This window comes from Bradyrhizobium lablabi, assembly GCF_018129385.1.
Classification (GTDB): Bacteria; Pseudomonadota; Alphaproteobacteria; order Rhizobiales; family Xanthobacteraceae; genus Bradyrhizobium; species Bradyrhizobium lablabi_C.
On the sequence record NZ_JAFCLN010000008.1, the window covers coordinates 75,898 to 97,569 of the forward strand.

Sequence of the window (21,672 nt, forward strand, 5' to 3'; positions counted from 1 at the left end):
TCGCTCCCTACGGCTTTGCAATCATCAGCCAGAGGATCGCCATGATCGATCCGAAGCCGGGAATGCCGAACAGGAACCAGCGGCGGAACAGCACGGAATAGCGCAGCGGCAACGGATGATCCTGCGCATTGGCCTTTCGGGCGAGATCGCGCATCTCGATCTGCATGAAGATCACCGGCACCCAGAACAGGCCGGCTACGGCGTAAAGCCCCAACGACAGGATGATCCAGGGCTCACTGAAAGAGGTCGACGACAGCATCATCAGGGCAAAACCGGTGACAGGCTGAAGCAGCACCGCCGTCAGGGTGAACAGCATGTCCGCGATCACGACGATCCCCGCGGTGTGCGCAATGAGAGCCGTATCGCGGCTGCGATGCGCCATCAGCATGAAGAAGGCGATGCCCGTACCGGTGCCGAGGATGACGATGGCGCCGAGCACGTGCAGATATTTGATCGCGAAATACAGCGTCATCGCTTTTTCTTGGCCGGGATCTGCGCCTTCAATGCGCGATCGAGATCGCTTGCGGCCAGTTTAACGCCGGTTTCGCTTTCGGCCAGCCAGTGGCCCTCGCCGCCATGCGCCGGCAACTCATGAAAATCCACTTTACCGCCACCGGAGCGAAAGGCATCGGCCAGTTGCCTGGAAAACGCGGGCCAAAAATATGTGTCGTTCGCGGCGACCAGCCATGTCACCGGCACGCGCGCGCCTTGGCCGAATTCCTTTGCCGCCGCGACCAGCGTGTGCGGCGCGCAGACCTGGTTCGGAAAATCATTGGCGCGGCCGCCGCGTCCGGCGGCGAACACGATGATGGCGGAAATTTCCTTATCGTCCGCCAGCGCCAGCGCGCCCCAGCCGCCGGCGGAATGTCCCAAAATCACTGTGCCGTCCGGCTTGATGAAGGATTGCCTGCGCATGAAGTCTGTAGCCGTAGCGATCTCGTCCGCGGTGGCGCGGCCGGAGCGAGAATAATCCGCTTCATCGCAGCCGCGCTGATCCTCGAGATATTTTCCGCCTGTCGCGCCGTGGCCCGGGCGCTCCGGCACCAGCACGGCAAAACCGCGCGCGACGAGCCAGGCGGCGAGCGCGCGATATTCGGGCTGCGGCATTTGCGCACGACGCAAGACGTTTTGCGTGGTGGCATGCGCGATCACCGCGAGCGGAAACGGCCCTTCGCCCGGCGGTCGAAACAGCACGGCGTGGGAAAGAATATCTGCCGGCGTCGGGACCAGCCATTGCTGCATCCGATTCGGTTGCCCCTCACCGCCCTGCGGGCCGGGGTTCGTCTGCGCCACCGCGGCGTGCGGCACCTGCAAGGCAAGGACAAGCAGCGCGAAAAACACTTTCAGCGAGGGCATCTGATGGCTTGGCGGGCGCAGGTAAGGGATCGGATTCGCCAGCAGAATACCGACAACGAATCACATTGCGGAGATTTTCCGTGATCGAACCCTTCGCAATGCGCGCAATCTTTCCGTTTTACCCGGCGCTGCACCGACAAAATTCCCGTTGAGGTAGTGCATTGTCCCCTTTCGGCACATGGTTAATGGAAAACTGATGCAAAAAATCCACAGGTTAACCGATAATTAACGATGCATCTTGAAGCGAGCCCGCTGACTTGCTTTGATCCGGATCATGAGCACAACGCTAATCGAGGTCCGGCCGGCCAAAGCTGCTGACGCAGCCGCGGTAGCGTCTACCCATGACGAAGCCTGGCGCTCGGCCTATCAGGGCATCATCCCCGGCGCCGAACTCGAAAAGCTGATCAATCGCCGCGGCCCGCATTGGTGGGACAGCGCGATCCGCAAGGGCAGCCGCGTCAGCGTGCTGGTGTTCGGCGACAAGGTGGCGGGCTATGCCAATTATGGCCGCAACCGCGCCCGTACCCTGCATTTCGAAGGCGAGATCTACGAACTCTATCTGCGCCCCGAGTTTCAGGGCCTCGGTTTTGGCCGCCGCCTGTTCACGACCGCCCGCCGCGACCTCATGCAGAGCGGGCTGAAGAGCATGGTGATCTGGGCGCTCTCCGACAACGAGCCTGCGACCGAATTCTATCGCGCGCTCGGCGGCCGCATGGTGGCGCGCTCCTCGGAAAAATTCGGGGCAAAGTCGCTCGACAAGGTCGCCTTCGCCTGGACCAACTGAGGTTCGGACTCGTCATTGCCGGGCGAAAGCGCGAAGCGCGTCTTCGATATAGCTTGACCCGGCAATCCATCTTTATCTAAAGCGCTTTTTGCAAGTGCGATGGATACGCGGGTCAAGCCCGCGTATGACCAGTTGCTATCCCTGCACCAGCGGAGCCCTTCCCATGCGCATCGACGCCATCTCGATCGGAAAAAATCCGCCGCACGACGTCAACGTCATCATCGAGGTGCCCGTCGGCGGCGAGCCGATCAAGTACGAGATGGACAAGGAGGCCGGCACGCTGGTGGTCGACCGCTTCCTCTATACGGCGATGCGCTACCCCGGCAATTACGGCTTTATCCCGCACACGCTCTCCGGCGACGGCGACCCCTGCGACGTGCTGATCGCCAACACCCGCGCCATCGTGCCGGGCGCCGTCATGAGCGTGCGCCCGGTCGGCGTGCTCTTGATGGAGGACGAAGCCGGCGGCGATGAAAAAATCATCGCGGTGCCGACGTCAAAACTGACCCAGCGCTATGACAAGGTGAAAAACTACAACGATCTGCCCGACATCACGCTGCAACAGATCCAGCACTTCTTCGAGCACTACAAGGATCTCGAAAAAGGCAAGTGGGTGAAGGTCCTGAGATGGGGCGACGCCGCCGACGCGCAGAAGCTGATCATGGAAGGCATCGAGCGGGCGAAGAAGAAGTGAGGATCAAGCGCGCGGCGCGCTGTTCCTCATCCTGAGGAGCGGCCTCTTGGCCGCGTCTCGAAGGATGCAGGCCCGTCTGTGGCCTCATGGTTCGAGACGCGCGAAGCCGCGCTCCTCACCATGAGGGGATAGAGTTGCATGCGCCGTTTCTTCAAAATCATCCGCAACATCTTCCTCCTGCTGGTCGCCGCGTTCGTCGCCCTCACCGGCGTTCTCGCCTTCAACACCTTCACCCACCACTCGCGGCAGCTCCAGGTCGCCGCCATCCCGCGCGCCGAGATCGATGCGAAGGCCGCAGCGGCGCGGCTTGCCGAGGCGATCCGCTTCCGCACCATTTCTAGCTACGAAAAACCCGACCAGCACGCCGACGCGCTGCGCGGCATGCAGGCGCATCTCGAAAAAAGCTTTCCGGCGTTTCACGCCGCGGCCAGACGCGAGATCGTCGCCGATTACAGCCTGCTCTACACGTGGGAAGGTTCTGACCCGAAGGCGCAGCCGATCGCGCTGCTGGCGCATCAGGACGTCGTACCGGTCGCGCCGGGCACCGAAAAGGACTGGCAGCAGCCGCCTTATGACGGCGTCATTGCCGATGGGTTCATCTGGGGCCGCGGCGCCTGGGATGACAAGGGCAATCTCTATTCGATGCTGGAAGCCGCTGAGGCGATGGCCAAAGCCGGCTTCAAGCCGAAGCGCACGATCTATTTCGCGTTCGGCCATGACGAGGAAACCGCCGGCACCAAAGGCGCGAAAAGCATCGCGGCGCTGCTCGCCTCGCGCGGCGTGAGGCTGGATTTCGTGCTCGATGAGGGCCTGCTCATCACCGATGGCATGATCAAGGGCCTCGAAAAGCCGGCCGCGCTGATCGGCGTCGCCGAAAAGGGCTATGCGACGCTGGTGCTGAATGCGCAGGCCACGCCCGGCCATTCCTCGATGCCGCCGAAGCAGACCGCGATCGGCATGATGGCCGCGGCGCTGGCGCGGCTCGAGGACCATCTGCTGCCGATGCAGGTCCGCGGCACGGTGTCGGAAATGTTCGACACGCTAGCGCCGGAGATGACCGGTTTCAATCGCGTGGTGCTGTCGAACCTCTGGCTGTTCAAGCCGCTGCTGCTGCGCGAATTTGAAAAGAGCGGCCCGACAGAGGCCAGCGTGCGTACCACCACGGCGCTGACGATCTTCAACGCCGGCGACAAGGACAATGTGCTGCCGGGCCATGCAGAGGCGACCGTCAATTTCCGCCTGATTCCCGGCGACACCCAGGCGAGCGTGACCGAGCATGTCCGCAGCACGATCAACAACGACCGCATCACGATAAAGCCGTTTCCCGGCAATACCGACCCGCCGCCGGTGACGGGCACGGCGAGCCCGTCGTTCCAGATGCTGGGCCGCACCATCCGCGAAGTCTTTCCCGATGTGATCGTGGCGCCGGGCCTGATGGTCGCCGCCACCGACTCGCGGCACTATGTCGGCGTCACCGACAAGATCTTCCGGTTCTCGCCGGTGCGCGCCAATTCGGAGGATTTGAAGCGGTTTCACGGCACCAATGAGCGGCTGCCGATCGAGGGCTATGCCGACATGATCCGGTTCTATCGGCGGCTGATCGAGAATTGCGCGGGGTGATCCCGCTCTCTCCTCCGTCATTGCGAGCGAAGCGAAGCAATCCAGCTTCTTTTGCCTGCTACAGGAAAGAAAGCTGGATTGCTTCGTCGCTGCGCTCCTCGCAATGACGGTCGGGGTAGCGTTCGCGCTCTAAACCCCCGGCGCCGGCAGTCCCTTGATCGCACACGCCGCACGCAGCGTATTCACCAGCAGGCACGCCACCGTCATCTGCCCGACGCCGCCGGGCACCGGTGTCACCGCACCCGCCACCTTCATCGCCTCGTCGAACGCGACGTCGCCGACCAGCCGCGGCTTGCCGCCCGGCACGGGAATGCGGTTGATGCCGACATCGATCACGGTCGCGCCCGGCTTGAGCCAGTCGCCGCGGACCATTTCGGGCTTGCCGACCGCGGCATAGACCAGATCGGCCTGCGCGCAGAGTTTTGGCAGGTCGCGCGAGCGCGAGTGCGCGATCGTCACCGTGGCGTTTTCGTTGAGCAGCAATTGCACCAGCGGACGGCCGACCAGGTTGGAGCGGCCGATTACGATCGCGTTCATGCCTTCGAGCGAAGGATGCACGCTCTTGCTCAGGATGATGCAGCCGAGCGGCGTGCAGGGCGACAGCGCCGCAAAACCGCCGGCGAGGCGCCCGGCATTGTTCGGATGCAGGCCGTCGACGTCCTTGGCCGGATCGATGGCGTTGATGATCGTTTCGGTATGGATCGATTTCGGCAGCGGCAGTTGCACGAGAATGCCGTGCACGGCGGGATCCGCGTTGAGCTTGGCGATCAGCGCCAGCAGATCGGCCTGCGCGACATCGGCCGGCAGCTTGTGCTCGAACGAGGCCATGCCGGCGGCCTGGGTCTGCGTATGCTTGCTGCGGACATAGACTTCGCTGGCGGGATCGTTGCCGACCAGCACCACGGCGAGCCCCGGCGTCAGGCCGTGCTGGCGCTTGACGCGCTCGACTTCGGTCGCGACGCGGGCACGAAGGTCTGCGGCAATGATTTTTCCGTCGATGATGCGGGCCGTCATTTCAATCCTTCTGTTCGCTCTTGCCGGCGGTCAGGCCACGCAGGGTTTCACCGAGCGCTTTGGGGTCGCCATCGACCGCAACCTGCTTCAGGCGTGAGGTCACGCCGGACAAAATTCTTACCCGCGCCTTGGGCACGCGAAGCGCTTTCGATAGCAGCTCGATCACCGCCCGATTGGCCTCGCCTCCGTCGGCGATGGCGCGGACCCGCAGCTTGACCACCGAACGGCCGTCGGCCAGCGTTTCGATGCCGTCGATCTCGTCGCGCCCGCCCCGCGGCGTCACGCGCAAGGCGATGCTGATGCCGTCCGTGGAGTAGCGCCAGGGAACACGCGAAGCTTCAGTCAATGAGCCCCGCCCGCGGTCAAATCACGTTGGGATAGATGTAGTAGGTGATCACCCGCTGGATGAACATGATGATCAGGATGACGATGATCGGTGAGATATCCAGCCCGCCAAAGGCAGGGATGAAACCGCGGATCGGCCGTAGCACCGGCTCGGTGATCCGGTACAGGAACTCGGCCACCGCCGCGACAAGCTGGTTGCGCGTGTTCACGACATTGAAGGCGATCAGCCAGGACAGGATGGCGGAGGCGATCAGCAGCCAGACGTAGAGGTCAAGGATGATGATGACGATGTCGAGAACGGCGCGCATGGCGGGAGGGGCTCGCGGAGGTGTGATGCACTGGAGCGTGTCTGAGCGTGATCCTCCCGGAAAACCGGTGCCCACTTTTCCGGGATCACGCTGTAGATATCGGTTCGGCCTGCCTCAAACAAGGGAAGTTCCCGGCAAAATTGCCCCAAAACCCGAGCCTTCACCGTTCTTGACTTGCCGTGGGTGCGGACGGTAAATGGCCCCAATTGTCGGTCGCCCTGTTAGGGGACCGCGACGGGGCCATAGCTCAGCTGGGAGAGCGCGTCGTTCGCAATGACGAGGTCGGCGGTTCGATCCCGCCTGGCTCCACCACGCTTCGCCCTTCGGGCTACGCGTGGCGCAGCCACGAGTTGCCTGAGGGGTGAAACGTGGTGCCCGGCGAAGCCCTCTTGGGCGAAGACGGGCTGTATCCGATAAGCCTCCCCCCTCACTTCCCCGTAAACCGCGGCGGCCGCTTCTCCATAAAACTCGCCACGCCTTCCCTGAAATCGCTGCCGCGCAGCGCCACGATCATCTCGCGGTTGGCGTCGATGGTGGCTTCCGCCAGCGTCTGGAACGGCACGTCGTAGAGCTGGCGCTTGATCACGGCGATTGCGCTCGGCGAGACGAGATCGGCGAGATCGCGCGCATAGGCAAACGTCTGCTCGCGGAGCTGATCGGCCGGATAGAGCCGGTTGACGAGGCCGATGCGCAGCGCCTCGTCGCTATAGACGCGGCGCGCGGACATCAGGAGATCGAGCGCATTGGCATGGCCGACGATGCGCGGCAGCATCCAGCTAATGCCGTGCTCGGCGATCAACCCGCGGCGTGCAAACGCCGTGGTGAACACCGTATTGTCGGCGGCAAAGCGCAAATCGCAATACAGCGCGTGCACCAGGCCGATGCCGGCGGTGGCGCCGTTGAGCATGCCGATCACCGGCTTGGCGATCGATGGGTAATAGCCGTAGCGCGTCTGCCAGTCCGGTCCGCGGTTCATGTCGAACGGCGGAAGCGTCGCGGCGCGCCTGATATCGTCAGGATCAAGCGTCTTCAGCGCATCCATGTCGGCGCCGGCGCAGAAGGCGCGGCCGGCGCCGGTCAGCACGATCACCCGCACATTGTCATCGGCCGCCGCGCTCTCCATGGCGTGACGCACGTCGCGCTCCATGATCGGCGTCCACGCATTCATGCGGTCCGGCCGGTTCAATGTGATGGTCGCGATCTTGTCGGCGACCTCATAGAGGATGTGCTGATAGTCCACGTTGCGCCTCCCATTTTTTCTTATGGGAAGACACTAACACATCCATGGATCGGGAAAGCCGCTTCACGCGAAGCGGATATTTTGCCTCGCGGATTATTCCGCGGCTTCCGACATCACCGAGCGCGGCATGCGCGCGAGCCATCCGTCGATAAAATGCTTGAGCCAGGCGCGCTCGGCAACATCGTACATCGCGCGCGCTTCGAAATGCCGGTGGCGTGCCTGCGCGCCCGGCGCATCCAAGCGGTCGTAACCGCGCGTGGTCCAGCAATGCATCATCGCCCAGGTCACGTCAGGATGAAACTGGAAGCCGAAGGCGTGGCCGCTCTGGAACGCCTGCACCGGAAAATCATCGCCGGCCGCGAGCAGCTCGGCGCCGGCAGGCAGTTCGAATCCTTCGCGATGCCAGTGATAGACTTCTGCCGGCCAGTGCGGGCAGACCGCCTCGCCCGCTGCGGTCGGGCGTATCGGGTAATAGCCGATCTGGGTCACGTCTTCCGGATGCGGCGCCACGCGCGCACCCAGGTGCTTCGCCAGCAATTGCGCACCGAGGCAGATGCCGAGGAACGGCCGCTGCTCGCGCAAGGGCACGCCGATCCAGTCGATCTCGTGGCGGATATAAGGGTCAGGATCGTTGGCGCTCATCGGTCCGCCGAACATCACCGCGCCAGCATGATGATCGAGCGTTTCCGGCAACGCGTCGCCGAAGCGCGGCCGGCGGATGTCCAGCCGGTGGCCGAGCGCCCGCAGCGCATTGCCGACCCGGCCCGGCGCGGAGGTCTCCTGATGCAGGATGATCAGTACCGGCAGGGGCTGCTCAGCGACCGGTGCGACGGCAGACGTCCTGCGGCCCGGAAAGGGCAGGACGTGGGAGCCATCGATGGTCGAGCGGAACGACATTTCCTTCAGGGCTTATTCAAAACGTCATGGTACTCAGTGGGGGTTAATTCCGCGTGAGTTCACGCACACTTGGCGAAATCCAAGCAATTGTCGCGCCAGTGTGATGTCTGGACGTTGCAGAGCGTTTCGCGCGAGAGCCTGCCCCGGACTTGATCCGGGGCGGATACCGGTTCGTGGGAAGAAAACGCGTCAGAACAAAAGGATAGAAGCCGCTCCATTCGAAGCGGATTCCATCGCCGTTTTCAGCGTTTGCGGAGCTGAAAGCCCCCGACCGCCGCCAAAATAAACGAGCGGGGAAAGAACCGCAGCATGAACGGCACCATCTTGATGCCGATGCCGGGCAGCACCGCCCGTTTGTTGGCCATCAGTCCCTCATAGGCCTGGCGGGCGACCTCGGCGGCACTGACGTTCAGGATTGCGGAATCGAAGCCGGGATTGAACCCGGCCCGCGCCTGGAATTCGGACGGCACCGGACCCGGGCAAACCACAGTGACGCGGACGCCATGCGGCCCGAGTTCGGCGCGCAGCGCTTCCGTGAATGACAGCACATAGGCCTTTGAGGCGTAGTAGACCGCCATCCCCGGCCCCGGCAGAAAGCCGGCAATCGAGCCGAGATTGAGGATGCCACCGCGATTTTTGATGAGCTGCTCGGAGAACCGCAGCGACAGATCCGTCAGCGCGCGGATGTTGACCGTGATCATGTTCAACTGCTCGGCGCGATCGCGCTTGATCGCATAGCCGAACAGGCCGAACCCGGCATTGTTGACGACATATTCGACTTCTGCGCCGGCAGAGGTAAGCGCCGCCTCGATCCTGTCGCCGGCGTCGGGCTGCGTGAGATCGCAGGCAATGACGATCGGCGCGGCGCCGCCGGAAGCGGCAATCTCGGAGGCGAGTTGCGTCAGGCGATCCTCACGCCTTGCCACCAACGCCACGCGATGGCCCTTGGAAGCAAAAATACGCGCCAGTTCCGCGCCTATGCCTGCCGAGGCACCGGTAATCAGCGTTACGCGCTCAGTCACGATCGAATGCTCTGAATGCCCCAAGTCTTGATATCTCAAGTTCTGTGGACGAGAGCATAGGCCTGCGGTGCCGCGCAAGCCACGCACATGGCATGTCGTCATGCCCAAAAGGCGAGCAACATCCGCATTTTGTTCAAGTATCGGGAAAACGCCGCCGGCCCGCCCGGCACCTTAAATTTTGGTCATGTCGGGGTGCTGTGGAAACAGCATCTCACGTGGCGGCGTCGGCCTTGTCTGCGCTGTCCTTGACCGCGCCTTCCTGCCTCGCCTGCACCCGGTGCTTGAGCTCGATTCGATCGCGCCCGGAAATGCCCAAAAGATCGGCAGCGCGCCACAATACATTGTCCTCGAACTCGCTGACCTTGCCGTCGGCAAAGACCATCTCCCACATCATCTCGACGATCCGCAGACGGCCGGCCTCGTCGACCTCGCGCATGATGACGCTGGTGAAGCGATAGAGATCGACCGCATCACCTTCCGCGCGGGTGGCGGAGGCGATCAGTTGGTCCGCCGTGCCGGGATCGAGGCTGAAACGGGTTTCGATCAGGCTGTGCAGTTTGCGCTTCTCATTCGCGGACGGCTCGCCATCGAGCGAGACGACGTGGATCAGCAGCGCAGTCGCGGCGAGGCGATAATCGCTCTCGTCAAACGCGCCCTTCTCTATATCGGGGGAAACGATATCGGCGATGAATTGGCGAAGTCCGTCCAGCATCAATTCTCTCTGTCGAAAGGGGGAGCCGCATTGCCTGAAATATATGGGCCGGAATATCGGCCCCCGCAATTGGCGAGCCGAGGCACAGAAGCATTACGTTTCGGCAATCTAGTCCGTCAATACCGTCATTGCGAGGAGCGTAAGCGACGAAGCAATCCATCTATCCCCGAGTGGAGAAGTGGATTGCTTCGCTTCGCTCGCAATGACGTGGAGAGGGTTGCGCACGCATCAAGGTATCTCGTACACCACCATCTTGTCGGCGATGCCGCGCAAGGCCGCTTCCTTGCGGATCGGCTTGATCGCCTCGCGCTCGATGATGGCGGCGACTTCCGGTGCGCCGATCACGGGCTGGGTGATATGCATTTCCTGATTGGTCGAGAGGCTCTGCACGCGCGCCGCGACGTTGACGGTCTGGCCAAAATAATCCTGGCGCTCGTTGAGCATCACGGCGAGGCACGGCCCTTCGTGCAGCCCGATCTTGACGACGAGATCCTCGGTGCCGCGCTGCCTGTTCAGCTCCTGCATGGCCGCGCGCATGCGAAGGCCCGCCGAGAGCGCATGCTCCGGACGGATGAAGGTCGCCATCACGGCATCGCCGATGGTTTTTACCACCGCACCCTTTTCGGAGGCGATGATCTCCAGCAGCGCATGGAAATGCGCCCGCACCAGATCGAAGGCGGCGAGGTCGCCGACCCGCTCATAAAGCGCGGTCGAGCCCTTCAGGTCGGTGAACAGGAAAGTCAGCGAGGTGATCTTCAGCCGCTGGTCGATGTTGAGATTGTCGGCCTTGTACAGATCGCGAAAGGTCTGGTTGGAGAGAATTCGCTTGGCCGTCAGGATCGGCTTGCGTTTTCCCAGCAGTTCGTGCAGCGCGTCGCCGGCAATCCAGACGCCCGGCAGCACGCGCACATCCGACTGGTTGTCGAGGGTCAGGCGAATTGGCCCCGGACGCATCACCGTCGTACCGGTCGGCGCATGCACCTTGTTGAACACCATGGAAAGCTGCTGGCGCTCCCTGGTCGGCTCGCCCTGCACGTCGATGAAATGCGCCGAGTGCGTCACCGGCTCGAACACGATGATGAACTGATTTGGAAGTTGCAGCGACAGAACTGCCTTTTCGCCGGGCGGCAGTTCGATCGACTCCAGTGTGACCTCCTCGGTCAGGGTCGCAAACGATTCTTCGTTCAGATCAACGCCTGAACTCCAGAACATCTGCCGATAGTATTCCCAGAACGGCAGCGTGTGGGGATCGTGCGCGCCGATGCGGCGGACCCGCGGGCTGACCGTGAAAGCAACCTCCACCATTTCGTCGACGGAAGCCTCGTAGCCCGCGGCGCACATCGCGCAATGATAATCGTCATGGCGCAGCGATTTCAGCGTGGCATGGGCGTCGAGCACGCCACCACAGCCGGGGCACAACACGTTCCAGCTCAGATCGAACAGGCCGAGTCGCGCCGCGTGCAGAAAACCGGAGATCACTTTCTCTTCGTCGAGGCCGGTGTTGCGCGAGAAATCGAGCAGGTTGATCCGGTTAAGATCGCGGTCTTGCCCCTTTTCGATCAGACTGCCGATCGCATCCGCTACCGCGGGATCGGCGGTCTGCTTCAGGACGGAGAAGTGGGCCTGCGTGTCGCTCATGGTGCCCGTCTAGATGAGATTAAGAAGGACTTCCTGCAAGAGTTTCGTTCCTTTGCCCGCTTTCGTTACACGAGCCGGGAACCCCCGGGCCACGTTCTCGGCAGGCTTTGGCGTGAAAACGCGGCTCTTTTTGTTTGAGCATGATCTTCTCGGAAAACCGGTGGCCACTTTTCCGGATCATGCTCTAGCGCGGCGTGATCGCAAACATCGGCGAGCGATCGGGCTGGGTTGTCACCACGCCGACCGGCATCACCGGCGCCTTGTCGACCAGCGAGATCCGGAACGCGCCGATCATTTTCGCCAGCGCCAGCGTTGCCTCCACCAGCGCGAAATGCGCCCCGATGCAGATCCGCGCGCCGACGCCGAACGGCAGATAGGCAAAGCGGTCGGGCGGCGGCGACGGCGCCATGAAGCGCGACGGCATGAACACGTTGGGATCGCGCCAGAGCTTTTCGTGCCGATGCAACAGCCACGGCGAGATGAACACCATGTCGTTCTTGCGAACCGGCATGCCCGCAATCGTGTCGCGCTGTTCGGCGGCGCGCGCGATCAGGAAGACCGATGGATAAAGCCGCATGGTCTCGTCCAGCACCGCGCGGGTGAATTTGAGCCGCTCGAGATCGAAATTGCCGTTGGCGGCGCGCACCTCGGCCGCCAGCTCTTCCTGCACGGCGGGATCGAGCGCGAGCAGATAGAGCGACCAGAACAGCGCGGTGGCGGTGGTCTCATGTCCGGCAAGGATCATGGTCGCCACTTCATCGCCGAGTTGTTCTTCCGTGAAGGCATGCCCGGTTTCCGGATCGCGCGCGTCGAGCATCAGTTCGAACAGATCGCGCGGCGGCGCGCCCTCGCGTTTGCCGGCAGCCCGGCGCTCGGCCATCAGCATGTCGATGAACTTGGTCCAGCGCTTGCGGAAACGGCGCCGCGCAAAATCCTGCGGGGTCGGCCAGTTCAGCGGGAAGACCATGTCGAGGAAACGCGGCCGCGCCAGCCGGTCACCATAGTCGGTCACGAAATCGCGTAGCGCCGGCCCGTGACGGTCCATACCGAAAGAGAACATGGTGCGCCCGGCGATCTCCAGCGTCATGCGCTGCATCGCCTCGCGCAAATCAACCGGGCCGTTGCTCGCGGCCTTCAGTTTCGCGATGGTCTCGTCGGTCGCCGACACCATGTGTGGAATCAGCGTGGTGACGGCGCGCGGCGTGAACGCCGGCGCCAGCGTGCGCCGCTGATGTTTCCAGGGTCGGCCCTCGGCCACCAGCAGGCCCTCGCCGACTATGGGGCGCAGCACGCGCATGGCAAAGCGGGTGCGGGTGTAGTTCTCGTAATTGTCGACCAGCACATGCTTGATCGCATCGGGCGTGTTGAGGATGAAACTGCCGCGCCCGAAGAATCGGCCGGTGACGATCTCTTCCTCATAGGCGCGCTGGGTCCAGGCGCCGATCGGGTTCTGGCGGATCGCCCGCACCTGCTGGAAGGCGGTCATGTTGTCGGGCGCGCGGGGCGGGGCCGGCGGCACCAGCGGTTTCAGCGAGACCGGCGTATCATAGGCTTCGGCAATGCTCATCAGCGCCTCGCTAGAAAAGAGGATCCAAGCCGTCCGAACCCGGCGCCGTCAAGGCGCCCGTCTTAGCACAGCTAATAGGTCAATTCGGCAACCGCAATTCGGTTTTCGGACGCCGGCCAGGCCCGCGCCACGATCCGCTCGCCATTGAACATGGCCACGACCATCCGTCCGGTCTCCGCGGCGGGCAGCCGCAGGGTTGTGATGGAATCGGTCGGCACGCCCGGCTTGACGTCCACCGGCTCCTTGCCGTCGAACAGCACCACATCGCGCGGCAGCCCGAAATAGCCGCGCGGCCGCGACATCAGGACGACGGCGCCGGCGCCCGCATCGGCCTGTCCAAACGGACGCGCCGCGCGCAGATGCACCACCTCCGAGGAACGCGGGAATGGTGAGCGGTAGAAATGCGTGGTGGGCGAGCCGGCCGAAATGAGCACCATCTCGAGATACCAGGATGGATCGACATTCGCCGGCCCCCAGCGCCCGTCGGCGCCGGTCTGCGAGGCATGAACCGGGCCGCCGAGGCGCTCGCCGGTGTAAGGAGAGACGCGATAGATTTCAACCGTCGCGCCTTCGACCGTTCGATTGGTCGGCACACCTGCGGGCATACCCGTCACCAGACCGCTCAGCTTCACCTCGGCTTCAGGCGCGATCTCGATTCGCGACGGCTCGCGCCCGGCGATGAATTTGTAGATCTCGCGGAAGGCGCGCGGGCTGAACGCGGTCTCGCGGTGATCGATCGCGCCGAGCGCGAGATTGGTCGCGCCCTTCAGCGCCGGACCATCCGACGTGATGTTTGTCGGCACGCCCGGCTTGCCGACAAAGCGGCCGTCGGGCTGTGCGAACTTGTCGTTGCCGTCGCTGCGCAGCGTCAGGAAGGCAGTGCCGGGTGTAACCTCGTTCTCGCCCGCGTTGAGCACGCGCAGGAACGGACCGCGGCCGTTGAATTCATTGCCGGGATTGTCGTCCCAATCATAGACGCCGTGATTGGGCACGCCGCACAGAACGGCATGGCTGACATCGGCGCCGCCCCCGTTCCTGATGTAATTGCGGATCGAATAGCCGCCGCGCGAATTGCCGACCAGCGCCACACGCGAGCTCCCCGTCCGCGCCTTCAAGTCCTTGATCGCTTCCGCCAGCTCCCGGCGCTGGTCTTCGGTTGATGACCGATTGGCTTGCTCGGCCTTGTCGTCGGCCCGCGCCAGCGGATAGGCAAAGTTGATCGCGAACATCCGATCGCGCGGCACGCCGTTGGATTCCATCCGCCACATGGTCGTGATCCACAGCGCCGCATGATCGCCGTTGCCGTGGGCGAACAGGATCGGCGGGATTTCCGCGACGCTGGCGCCCGTGGCAGCGGTTTGGGCGAGCGCCGAAAAGCCAAAATTCCCGGCCAGCAAAGGCAGGGCTCCGGCCCCTTTCAAAAGCGTCCGCCGCGACAGTCCCATGATAATCTCCCCTTTATTTTCAACCTTTTAGCGACACCGCAAAAGCCCGGAAAGCGCCTTTAGGCACTGGACAGGACACGACATTCGCAGGCATCACTGACGAAATCTTCCGGTCTGCCATAGCAGGCCAAACGGAACGGGATATGACTGACGCGCCGAAATCCGCCGCCGCCGACCACAGCATCACCGCACCCCTGAAACACTCGGTGTTCCGGCGCATCTGGCTGGCGAGCCTGCTCTCCAACCTTGGCCTCTTGATCCAGGGCGTCGGCGCGGCCTGGGCGATGACGCAGATGACGTCGTCGGCCGACAAGGTCGCGCTGGTGCAAACGGCCTTGATGCTGCCGATCATGCTGATCTCGATGCCGGCCGGCGCCATCGCCGACATGCACGATCGCCGCGTGGTGGCGATGGTCGCGCTGGCGATTTCGCTGGTCGGCGCCACCGCACTGACTGTGCTGGCGTGGCTCAACCTCGTCACGCCCAACCTCCTCCTGGTGTTCTGCTTCATCGTCGGCACCGGCATGGCGCTGATGGGGCCGGCCTGGCAATCTTCCGTCAGCGAACAGGTGCCGGCGGAAACCCTGCCCGCGGCGGTCGCGCTCAACGGCATCAGCTACAACATCGCGCGCAGCTTCGGCCCCGCGATCGGCGGCATCGTGGTCGCGACCGCCGGCGCGGTGGCGGCCTTTGCTGCCAACGCCCTGCTCTACCTGCCGCTACTGGTCGTGCTGTTCCTGTGGAAGCGCGTCAGCGAGCCGTCACGGCTGCCGCGCGAGCGGCTCAACCGCGCGATGGTTTCCGGCGTGCGCTACATCACCAATTCGCCCTCGATCAAGATCGTGCTGCTACGCACGCTGGTGACCGGCATCATCGGCGGCTCGGTCTCGGCCCTGATGCCGCTGATCGCGCGCGACCTCTTGCAGGGCGGCGCGCAGATGTACGGCATCATGCTGGGTGCCTTCGGCATGGGCGCCGTGATCGGCGCGCTCAATATCGGCGAGGTGCGCAAGCGCCTCTCCGGTGAGGCCGCGATCCGCGCCTGCACGCTGTCGATGGCGGGCGCCATCGTCGCCATCGCCCTGAGCACGGAGCCGGTACTGACGGCCGCCGCGCTGGTGGTTGCCGGCGCGGTGTGGATGCTGGCGGTGGCGCTGTTCAATATCGGCGTGCAGCTTTCGGCGCCGCGCTGGGTTGCCGGCCGCTCGCTGGCGGCATTCCAGGCGGCGATTGCCGGCGGCATCGCGGTCGGAAGCTGGGGCTGGGGCCATCTCACCGACTATGCCGGTGTCGAGATCGCGCTCTTGGTCTCCGCCGGACTGATGGCGCTCTCGCCGCTGCTCGGCATCTGGCTGCGGATGCCGCCGGTCGGCGCGCGCAACGAGGACGCCGCCGAACTGCTTGCCGATCCCGAGGTGCAATTGCAGCTCACGGGGCGCAGCGGGCCGCTGGTGGTCGAGATCGAGTACCGCGTCGCGCAGGAAAGCGCGCGCGCCTTTCACAACGTGATGCAGGAAGTGCAGCTCAGCCGCCAGCGCAACGGCGCCTATGGCTGGTCGATCGCACGCGACATCGCCGATCCTGAATTGTGGACCGAGCGTTATCACTGTCCGACCTGGCTCGACTATTTGCGCCAGCGCAACCGCGCCACCCAGTCCGAGCGCGAGTTGCACCAGCGGGCGATCGCCTTCCATCTCGGCCCCGAGCCGATCCGCGTCCGCCGCATGCTGGAGCGGCCGTTCGGCTCGGTGCGATGGAAGGAAGAGACGCCGGATCGTGCCGCCAACGAAGTGTTGCCCGTGGTCGCGACGGCGGCGGGCAGCAGTACGTAATTTGCTGCCGTCGTTCCGGGCATGCGAAGCATGAACCCGGAACCTCGAGATTCTCAGGTGCGCAATTGCGCACCATAGTTCGATGCTGACGCATCGCCCCGGAATGACAGCGATAAATTACCGCCCGTGCGCCGCCAGCGTCGCCTGGCACGCCTTGCTTAGCCGCCCGCGGTTCTGTTGCAGGCAAGCCAGCACCACCTGATCGCCTTGATCGAGATATGCGCGGCAAAACCGCGACGCATCGCGCCCGCAGGCATCCTGGCCCGGCCGCTGCTGCGCCGAAGCGCTGGCGGCCATCAGGACAAATGAAATGGCGAGAAGAAAACGGGTCATTGTATTGAGCCTTCGTATCCGGCGATGAAGGCGTTCTAGGCCGCGGAACCGCGGGCGGCAACGCATTTATCTGCAAGTAGCGAGGGAACAAACGCGGCGATGCGGCGCAGGCTGTTTTCCTGCGCCGCATCGGAGCCGAACAACAAGCTTAATCAGCCGAGGAAACCTTGCGGGTCTTCGCGGCCGCGAGGTCGCGGTCCATCACCGAGCGGCAGCCAGCGGAAAGCTGCGAGCGGTTCTTGATCATGCAGGCGGTGATCTTGGGAATATTCGGAATCTCGCTGCTGCACAGGCGGAACGCATCGCCCGTGCACTGCTGCTGAGCCTCGGCGCTATAGGCGAAGCTCGCGGTCGAAGAAATCGCGGAGAGCGAAGCCGCGAAAGCCAGAGCGATACTGGCGTTGCGGATGGTCTTGGTGGAGGTGGTGGTCATGGTCGGCTCCTGTTGAAGCGAGCCCGGCGGGCTCGTTGTCTGTTGGTGCCACCATGCGCCAATGGGTTCCGGACGGCTGTGAGAGACATCACACAAACATCACACAGCGATCCTGTGCGGCCGAGTTCAGTTCAGACCATTGAGAAAGCTGTACTATTTCCAAATTTCCTCCGAAGGCCGGAGGGGTGCGGCAAATTTTCTTTGCCCGAGAGGACGCCCTGTTGGTGGGGCGTTAAGACCTCGTTCGTACTAATGCGCCGTTACTGTGTGAGTAGGAATTGTAACGATGCGTAATGCGTTCGGCCTGATGGTGGCCAGTGTTGTTGCGGCGGTCGTGATCGCCGGAGTTTGGTTCTGGACCTCTTCGCCGCGCGCTGACGCGGCTCCCCCGCAAACCGTCGCCGCCCGCAAGGCCGAGCCATTGCCGCCCGCCGCCGCTGCGAAGGCCGCAAAAGATGACGTGCAGACGACGGCCGCGCTCAGCATCAAGCCGGCTGCTGCGCCCGCGCCGGCTGCTCCGCCGCCCCCGCCGGTCGTTGCGCAAAAGCCTGTTTCCACCTGCGCCAATCCCGATGCGCTCGGCGTGTCTCGCACCGTCACGGTCGACACCACGGGCGGACCCGGCTTCGGCTTCGAGCATTTCAAGCAGCTCGACTTTTTGCAGGACAAGGAAGTCGTGCTGACCTTCGATGACGGCCCGTGGCCGGTCAACACGCCGGCCGTGCTGAAGGCGCTTGCGGAGGAATGCACCAAGGCGGTGTTCTTCGCGGTCGGCAAGCATGCGACCTATCATCCGGAGATTCTGAAAGCCGTTGCCGCCGCTGGCCACACCGTGGGCACCCACACCTGGTCGCACGTCAACCTCAACAGCAAGAAGCTGAACGAGCAGCAGGTCAAAGACGAGCTGGAGAAGGGCTTTTCCGCGGTGAAGATGGCAATCGGCACCGCGCCCGCGCCGTTCTTCCGTTTTCCCCAGTTGCAGCACAATCCGGGCGGCATGGCCTATCTCGGCAGCCGCAACGTCGCGATGTTCTCGACTGATCTCGACTCCTTCGACTTCCGTTCGAGCGGTCCCGATCAGATCATCAACACCGTGATGACCAAGGTCGACAAGCTCGGCAAGGGCATCATCCTGATGCACGATTTCCAGAAGCACACGGCCGAGGCGCTGCCCGCACTGCTGCGCCGCCTGAAGGCAGGCGGCTACAAGGTCGTGCTGATGAAGGCGAAGACGCCGTTCGACACGCTGCCCGAATATGACGCGATGATGGTGAAGAACGACAAGCTGCCGGTGATCTCGAGCCGCCCGGTCAGCAGTGTCGTGCAGACGGTGACGGATTAGTCTTCGCTCATTGCGAGCGAAGCGAAGCAATCCAGAGTCGCGGGCGTGACCCTGGATTGCTTCGTCGCTTTGCTCCTCGCAATGACGGGTATCGCCGCGCCTTACCAGCCGCCCCAACCGCCGGCCATCACGCCATAGCGGTAGAGTTCGCGCATGATCCGCGCTTCATTCCAGTGCTGCGAGCGCTTGCGCCGCGGCTTGTCGGCTTTCGCGGTCTTCTGCTCCGGCTTGTTCTCGGCCGCAGGCTTGTCCTGTGTCTCGACAGCCGCGCTGTCCTTGGTGGCCGCTGGCTCTTTGACGGCAACGGGCTCCTTGGCCGCAGGCTTCTTGTCCTCGAAAGTGACCTGGCCGTCCCTGTTCGAATTTGCCCGGCTCGGCTCGGCTTTCTTTCCAAGCGCCGGTCGCGTGACGAATTGCGGCGCAGGATCGGCCTTCGGCTCCTCGGTGGGCTTTGCCGTCTCCGCAGCCTTGGGAGTTTCCGGCGGCCGCGGCGGATCCGGCGGCTTCGGCGCTTCGACGATCTTTGGCGTTTCCGCAGCCTTGCCGAGCGCGGCCGGGATTTTCTCGTCAACGCCCGCCAGCGACAGGCTGCGCGAATCGCCGGCCAACGCCGACGTCGCGGAGGCAGCAACTATTGCTGCGAGCAAAATGAATTTGCGCATGTGGATCTCCCAATAATTTGTGAGACATCGCACACAGGTGGAAAGTTCACTGTGACCTGGATCACGGAAGCTTTCGCCGACTTCAGCAGCCCCGGCAAATGCTGAACTTGCCGTCGATCTTCCTTTCGCGCGGGCTGGCCTTGCCGCGAGCGCGATGGCTCCGAGCCGGACGCTCCTCGCGTATCTCGGCCTGACGCAGCGCACGCACCCGCGGGGTGCGCGCGCCCGTTCGCGGCGTCAACACCGTGTTGCCGAATCCGGGCGAAGGAGGCGGTTTCGGGATCGCCGCCTGCGACGGCAAGGCCGGCATCCGGCTCGCATTGCCGATGCCGCTCGGATCATACAGCGTCGGATTGTTGGCCGGCCCGGGCGGGATGCCCGAGATCGAGGAATTGCCGGCGCCGGCCGAGCCGGCCGGCGGCGTGAGCTGCGCCCACGATGTCGCGGGCGATAGCACGACGAGCACTGCAACCAGCGGCAACGCGCGGATCATCGAAGTCTTCTCCAAAGAAGGACAACTGAAAGATGGTGCTGCGGGTTCCCCGAGATCTGGCTTCAGTGGTTCAACTGTCGTCGCGATACACCATGACGAGGTAAGGCGGCGCCACGGCCAACGCCGGGCCTCGAGCCGTCTTAACTTTCCCATCCGTGGTTATCTTGATGTCCTGCGGCAGCCAGGCATTGCCGTCGAAATAGTTGTACCAGATGTCGCTGCTGCCACCGCCTCTGTAAGCCATGTACAGCAGGTTGTTGCACACGGCGAGCGCCGGTGTCGCGCTGGTCTTCGTGTGGCCGCCTTGCGTGATCTTGATGTCCAGCGGCAGCCACGCGCTGCCATCGAACACGTTGTACCAGATGTCGGTGGAGCCGCCGCCCTTATACGCCATGTACAGCTTGCCGTTGTACACGGCCAGGGCCGGCCCCTCGCTGCTGTATGTGTGGCCGCCTTGCGTGATCTTGATGTCCTGCGGCAGCCACGCATTGCCGTCGAAATAGTTGTACCAGAGCTCGTTGCTGGTGCCGCTCTTGTACGCCATGTACAGTCTGCCGTTGTACACAGCAAGCGCGGGACCTTTGTTAGTCTTGGTGTGCCCGCCCTGGGTGATCTTGATATCCTGCGGCAGCCAGTTCGTGCCGTCGTACACGTTGTACCAGATGTCGGTCGAGCCGCTGCCCTTGTACGCCATGTACAGCTTGCCGTTGTACTCCGCGAGCGCCGGCGCCTCACTAGTTAGCGTGTGGCCATTCTTCGTGATCTGCTTGTCCTGCACTTGCCAGCCGTTGGCATCAAACCAGTTGTACCAGAGATCGTTGTCGCTGCTCGCCTTGTAGGCGGTGATCAGCTGGTTGCCGAACACGGCGAGAGCCGGCGCGTGACTGGTTCGGGTGTGGCCGTCTCGCGAGATTGGAATGTCGGGAATGACCCAACTCGTGCCGTCGAACGCGGTGAACCAAATGCGCGCGGATGGGCCGGAGAAGATGCTGTCGATGAGCCAGCCGATGAACCCGCCGATGAGTCCGCCTAACAACGCGCCGAGGTAGGCGCCGATGACTGCGCCGAGCGGGCCGCCGATCAAGCCGCCGATGATTCCACCGATGATCCCGCCCACGACGATTCCGATGCCGGAACCCCACGCGCCGCCGGTGTTGCTGAACCCGAAGACGGAGAAGACGCCTGCGAGGAGCGTGATGGGCCAATTGAGGAGCGAACACCACGTGCGCCCGACGCTGCTCTCGGTTTTCACAATGCCGGAGGCCTTCAACACATCGACATAGGATTGCGTGCCGATGGGGTTCGGTGTCGGCCACGGAGGCAGTTTGCATTTGCACGGCGCGTTGCCGCCGGCCTGCATGTTGACGAAATCCTGGACTTGCCCGTTGCCGCTGCATCCGCCGTCGGAGAAGTCATAGGCCTCCTTCTCCAGCTCGTTTTCGCACTTGGAGCCGCGCCCGGCGCAGCCCAGCCAGTGCGACATGTAGTAGGCCGCCCAGGAACCGGGGATATGACCGCCGCCGATCATGCCCTGGATCTGAACGGCGTGCACGAGCTCGTGCGCGATCGTCAGAAAGGTGTCTATCGAACAGGGGAAGTAGTCGCGGATGTAGATATTGATGTCGGGGCCAGGCCCGCCGGCCGACATCGTGAAGCCCTTCGGGCTGCCGGCGGCAGCCGGCATGCCTTCATAAAAGGTGATGCGGGAGAAATCGAGGTTGGGAAAGAGGACCTTGCAGCAGCTCATCAGGCACGGGGGCAGGGCAATGGGCGAGGGCATGTGACCTCCACGACAGCTAGCGCGGCGCATTGCAGCGCCGCGCGACGAACCGGTCATCTGAGTCTTGGTATTTTCGCTCCCGACGCGGCCCAATTGTCTTAGCTGCGGTCCGATTCGTGGTTGATCTAGGTCAACGGACCTCTGGAGCGGGCAGA

The 21,672-nt window shown here is 63.5% G+C and carries 22 protein-coding genes and 1 tRNA gene; 6 read left to right on the top strand and 17 right to left on the bottom strand.

What is annotated here, in order from left to right; genetic code table 11:
* Positions 1-7: 7 nt before the first annotated feature.
* Both JQ628_RS17290 and JQ628_RS17295 read right to left on the bottom strand, forming a co-directional pair.
* Positions 8-472 carry a DUF2269 family protein gene (locus tag JQ628_RS17290; RefSeq protein WP_212224009.1) on the bottom strand — a complete coding sequence of 155 codons (465 nt, stop codon included), beginning with the start codon at positions 470-472 and terminating at the stop codon, positions 8-10.
* Positions 469-1,356 (bottom strand): alpha/beta hydrolase family protein, encoded by an 888-nt coding sequence (locus tag JQ628_RS17295; RefSeq protein ID WP_212224011.1) that lies wholly within the window; start codon positions 1,354-1,356, stop codon positions 469-471. The genes JQ628_RS17290 and JQ628_RS17295 overlap by 4 nt, the downstream gene beginning before the upstream one ends.
* 274 nt (positions 1,357-1,630) lie before the next feature.
* Between JQ628_RS17295 and JQ628_RS17300 the strand changes: the two genes are divergently transcribed.
* From JQ628_RS17300 to JQ628_RS17310, 3 genes are all read left to right on the top strand, one after another.
* A complete protein-coding gene (locus tag JQ628_RS17300) occupies positions 1,631-2,140 on the top strand; it encodes a GNAT family N-acetyltransferase (protein ID WP_212224012.1) in 510 nt (169 codons plus the stop codon).
* 163 nt (positions 2,141-2,303) lie between these two features.
* On the top strand, positions 2,304-2,834 hold the full coding sequence (ppa, locus tag JQ628_RS17305; RefSeq protein WP_212224013.1) for an inorganic diphosphatase: 531 nt from the start codon (positions 2,304-2,306) through the stop codon (positions 2,832-2,834).
* A gap of 138 nt (positions 2,835-2,972) precedes the next feature.
* Positions 2,973-4,454, top strand: coding sequence for a M20 family peptidase (locus JQ628_RS17310; RefSeq protein WP_212224015.1), 1,482 nt, complete (start codon positions 2,973-2,975; stop codon positions 4,452-4,454).
* Positions 4,455-4,583: 129 nt separating this feature from the next.
* Here the strand turns inward: JQ628_RS17310 and JQ628_RS17315 are convergent, their stop codons facing one another.
* From JQ628_RS17315 to JQ628_RS17325, 3 genes are read right to left on the bottom strand one after another with little or no spacing between them, the layout of a single operon-like run.
* Positions 4,584-5,468 (bottom strand): bifunctional methylenetetrahydrofolate dehydrogenase/methenyltetrahydrofolate cyclohydrolase, encoded by an 885-nt coding sequence (locus JQ628_RS17315; protein WP_212224017.1) that lies wholly within the window; start codon positions 5,466-5,468, stop codon positions 4,584-4,586.
* Between the two features lies 1 nt (position 5,469).
* A complete protein-coding gene (locus JQ628_RS17320) occupies positions 5,470-5,814 on the bottom strand; it encodes a DUF167 domain-containing protein (RefSeq protein WP_212224018.1) in 345 nt (114 codons plus the stop codon).
* 16 nt (positions 5,815-5,830) lie between these two features.
* Positions 5,831-6,121 carry a YggT family protein gene (locus tag JQ628_RS17325; RefSeq protein ID WP_212224019.1) on the bottom strand — a complete coding sequence of 97 codons (291 nt, stop codon included), beginning with the start codon at positions 6,119-6,121 and terminating at the stop codon, positions 5,831-5,833.
* Positions 6,122-6,357: 236 nt separating this feature from the next.
* Between JQ628_RS17325 and JQ628_RS17330 the strand changes: the two genes are divergently transcribed.
* A tRNA-Ala gene (locus tag JQ628_RS17330) sits at positions 6,358-6,433 on the top strand.
* A 115-nt stretch (positions 6,434-6,548) separates the two neighbouring features.
* Here the strand turns inward: JQ628_RS17330 and JQ628_RS17335 are convergent.
* The 7 genes from JQ628_RS17335 to JQ628_RS17365 form a co-directional block, all read right to left on the bottom strand.
* The gene (locus tag JQ628_RS17335) at positions 6,549-7,361 is read right to left on the bottom strand and encodes an enoyl-CoA hydratase (protein ID WP_212224020.1); all 813 of its coding nucleotides are present in this window, start codon (positions 7,359-7,361) and stop codon (positions 6,549-6,551) included.
* 93 nt (positions 7,362-7,454) lie between these two features.
* A complete protein-coding gene (locus JQ628_RS17340) occupies positions 7,455-8,258 on the bottom strand; it encodes a glutamine amidotransferase (protein WP_212224021.1) in 804 nt (267 codons plus the stop codon).
* A 242-nt stretch (positions 8,259-8,500) separates the two neighbouring features.
* Complete coding sequence (locus JQ628_RS17345) at positions 8,501-9,280, bottom strand: SDR family NAD(P)-dependent oxidoreductase (RefSeq protein ID WP_212224022.1); 780 nt, start codon at positions 9,278-9,280, stop codon at positions 8,501-8,503.
* 211 nt (positions 9,281-9,491) lie between these two features.
* Positions 9,492-9,992 (bottom strand): TerB family tellurite resistance protein, encoded by a 501-nt coding sequence (locus JQ628_RS17350; protein WP_212224023.1) that lies wholly within the window; start codon positions 9,990-9,992, stop codon positions 9,492-9,494.
* A 228-nt stretch (positions 9,993-10,220) separates the two neighbouring features.
* Positions 10,221-11,630 (bottom strand): adenylate/guanylate cyclase domain-containing protein, encoded by a 1,410-nt coding sequence (locus tag JQ628_RS17355; protein ID WP_212224024.1) that lies wholly within the window; start codon positions 11,628-11,630, stop codon positions 10,221-10,223.
* A 184-nt stretch (positions 11,631-11,814) separates the two neighbouring features.
* Positions 11,815-13,197: a cytochrome P450 gene (locus JQ628_RS17360; protein ID WP_212224025.1), complete on the bottom strand. Its 1,383-nt coding sequence runs from the start codon at positions 13,195-13,197 to the stop codon at positions 11,815-11,817.
* A 71-nt stretch (positions 13,198-13,268) separates the two neighbouring features.
* Complete coding sequence (locus JQ628_RS17365) at positions 13,269-14,642, bottom strand: hydrolase (protein ID WP_212224026.1); 1,374 nt, start codon at positions 14,640-14,642, stop codon at positions 13,269-13,271.
* Positions 14,643-14,785: 143 nt separating this feature from the next.
* Between JQ628_RS17365 and JQ628_RS17370 the strand changes: the two genes are divergently transcribed.
* Positions 14,786-16,474: an MFS transporter gene (locus JQ628_RS17370; RefSeq protein ID WP_212224027.1), complete on the top strand. Its 1,689-nt coding sequence runs from the start codon at positions 14,786-14,788 to the stop codon at positions 16,472-16,474.
* A gap of 117 nt (positions 16,475-16,591) precedes the next feature.
* Here JQ628_RS17370 and JQ628_RS17375 read toward each other — a convergent pair whose 3' ends face one another.
* Together JQ628_RS17375 and JQ628_RS17380 are read right to left on the bottom strand one after the other, a co-directional pair.
* The gene (locus JQ628_RS17375) at positions 16,592-16,807 is read right to left on the bottom strand and encodes a hypothetical protein (protein ID WP_212224028.1); all 216 of its coding nucleotides are present in this window, start codon (positions 16,805-16,807) and stop codon (positions 16,592-16,594) included.
* 148 nt (positions 16,808-16,955) lie between these two features.
* Positions 16,956-17,240, bottom strand: coding sequence for a hypothetical protein (locus tag JQ628_RS17380; RefSeq protein WP_212224029.1), 285 nt, complete (start codon positions 17,238-17,240; stop codon positions 16,956-16,958).
* A gap of 286 nt (positions 17,241-17,526) precedes the next feature.
* On the opposite strand from JQ628_RS17380, the gene JQ628_RS17385 reads away from it, so the two are divergent.
* Positions 17,527-18,582 carry a polysaccharide deacetylase family protein gene (locus tag JQ628_RS17385; protein WP_212224031.1) on the top strand — a complete coding sequence of 352 codons (1,056 nt, stop codon included), beginning with the start codon at positions 17,527-17,529 and terminating at the stop codon, positions 18,580-18,582.
* Positions 18,583-18,683: 101 nt separating this feature from the next.
* Here the strand turns inward: JQ628_RS17385 and JQ628_RS17390 are convergent, their stop codons facing one another.
* From JQ628_RS17390 to JQ628_RS17400, 3 genes are all read right to left on the bottom strand, one after another.
* Positions 18,684-19,244 carry a hypothetical protein gene (locus JQ628_RS17390; RefSeq protein WP_212224246.1) on the bottom strand — a complete coding sequence of 187 codons (561 nt, stop codon included), beginning with the start codon at positions 19,242-19,244 and terminating at the stop codon, positions 18,684-18,686.
* A gap of 82 nt (positions 19,245-19,326) precedes the next feature.
* On the bottom strand, positions 19,327-19,737 hold the full coding sequence (locus tag JQ628_RS17395) for a hypothetical protein (RefSeq protein ID WP_212224032.1): 411 nt from the start codon (positions 19,735-19,737) through the stop codon (positions 19,327-19,329).
* 70 nt (positions 19,738-19,807) lie between these two features.
* Complete coding sequence (locus JQ628_RS17400; protein WP_212224033.1) at positions 19,808-21,517, bottom strand: hypothetical protein; 1,710 nt, start codon at positions 21,515-21,517, stop codon at positions 19,808-19,810.
* Positions 21,518-21,672 lie beyond the last annotated feature (155 nt).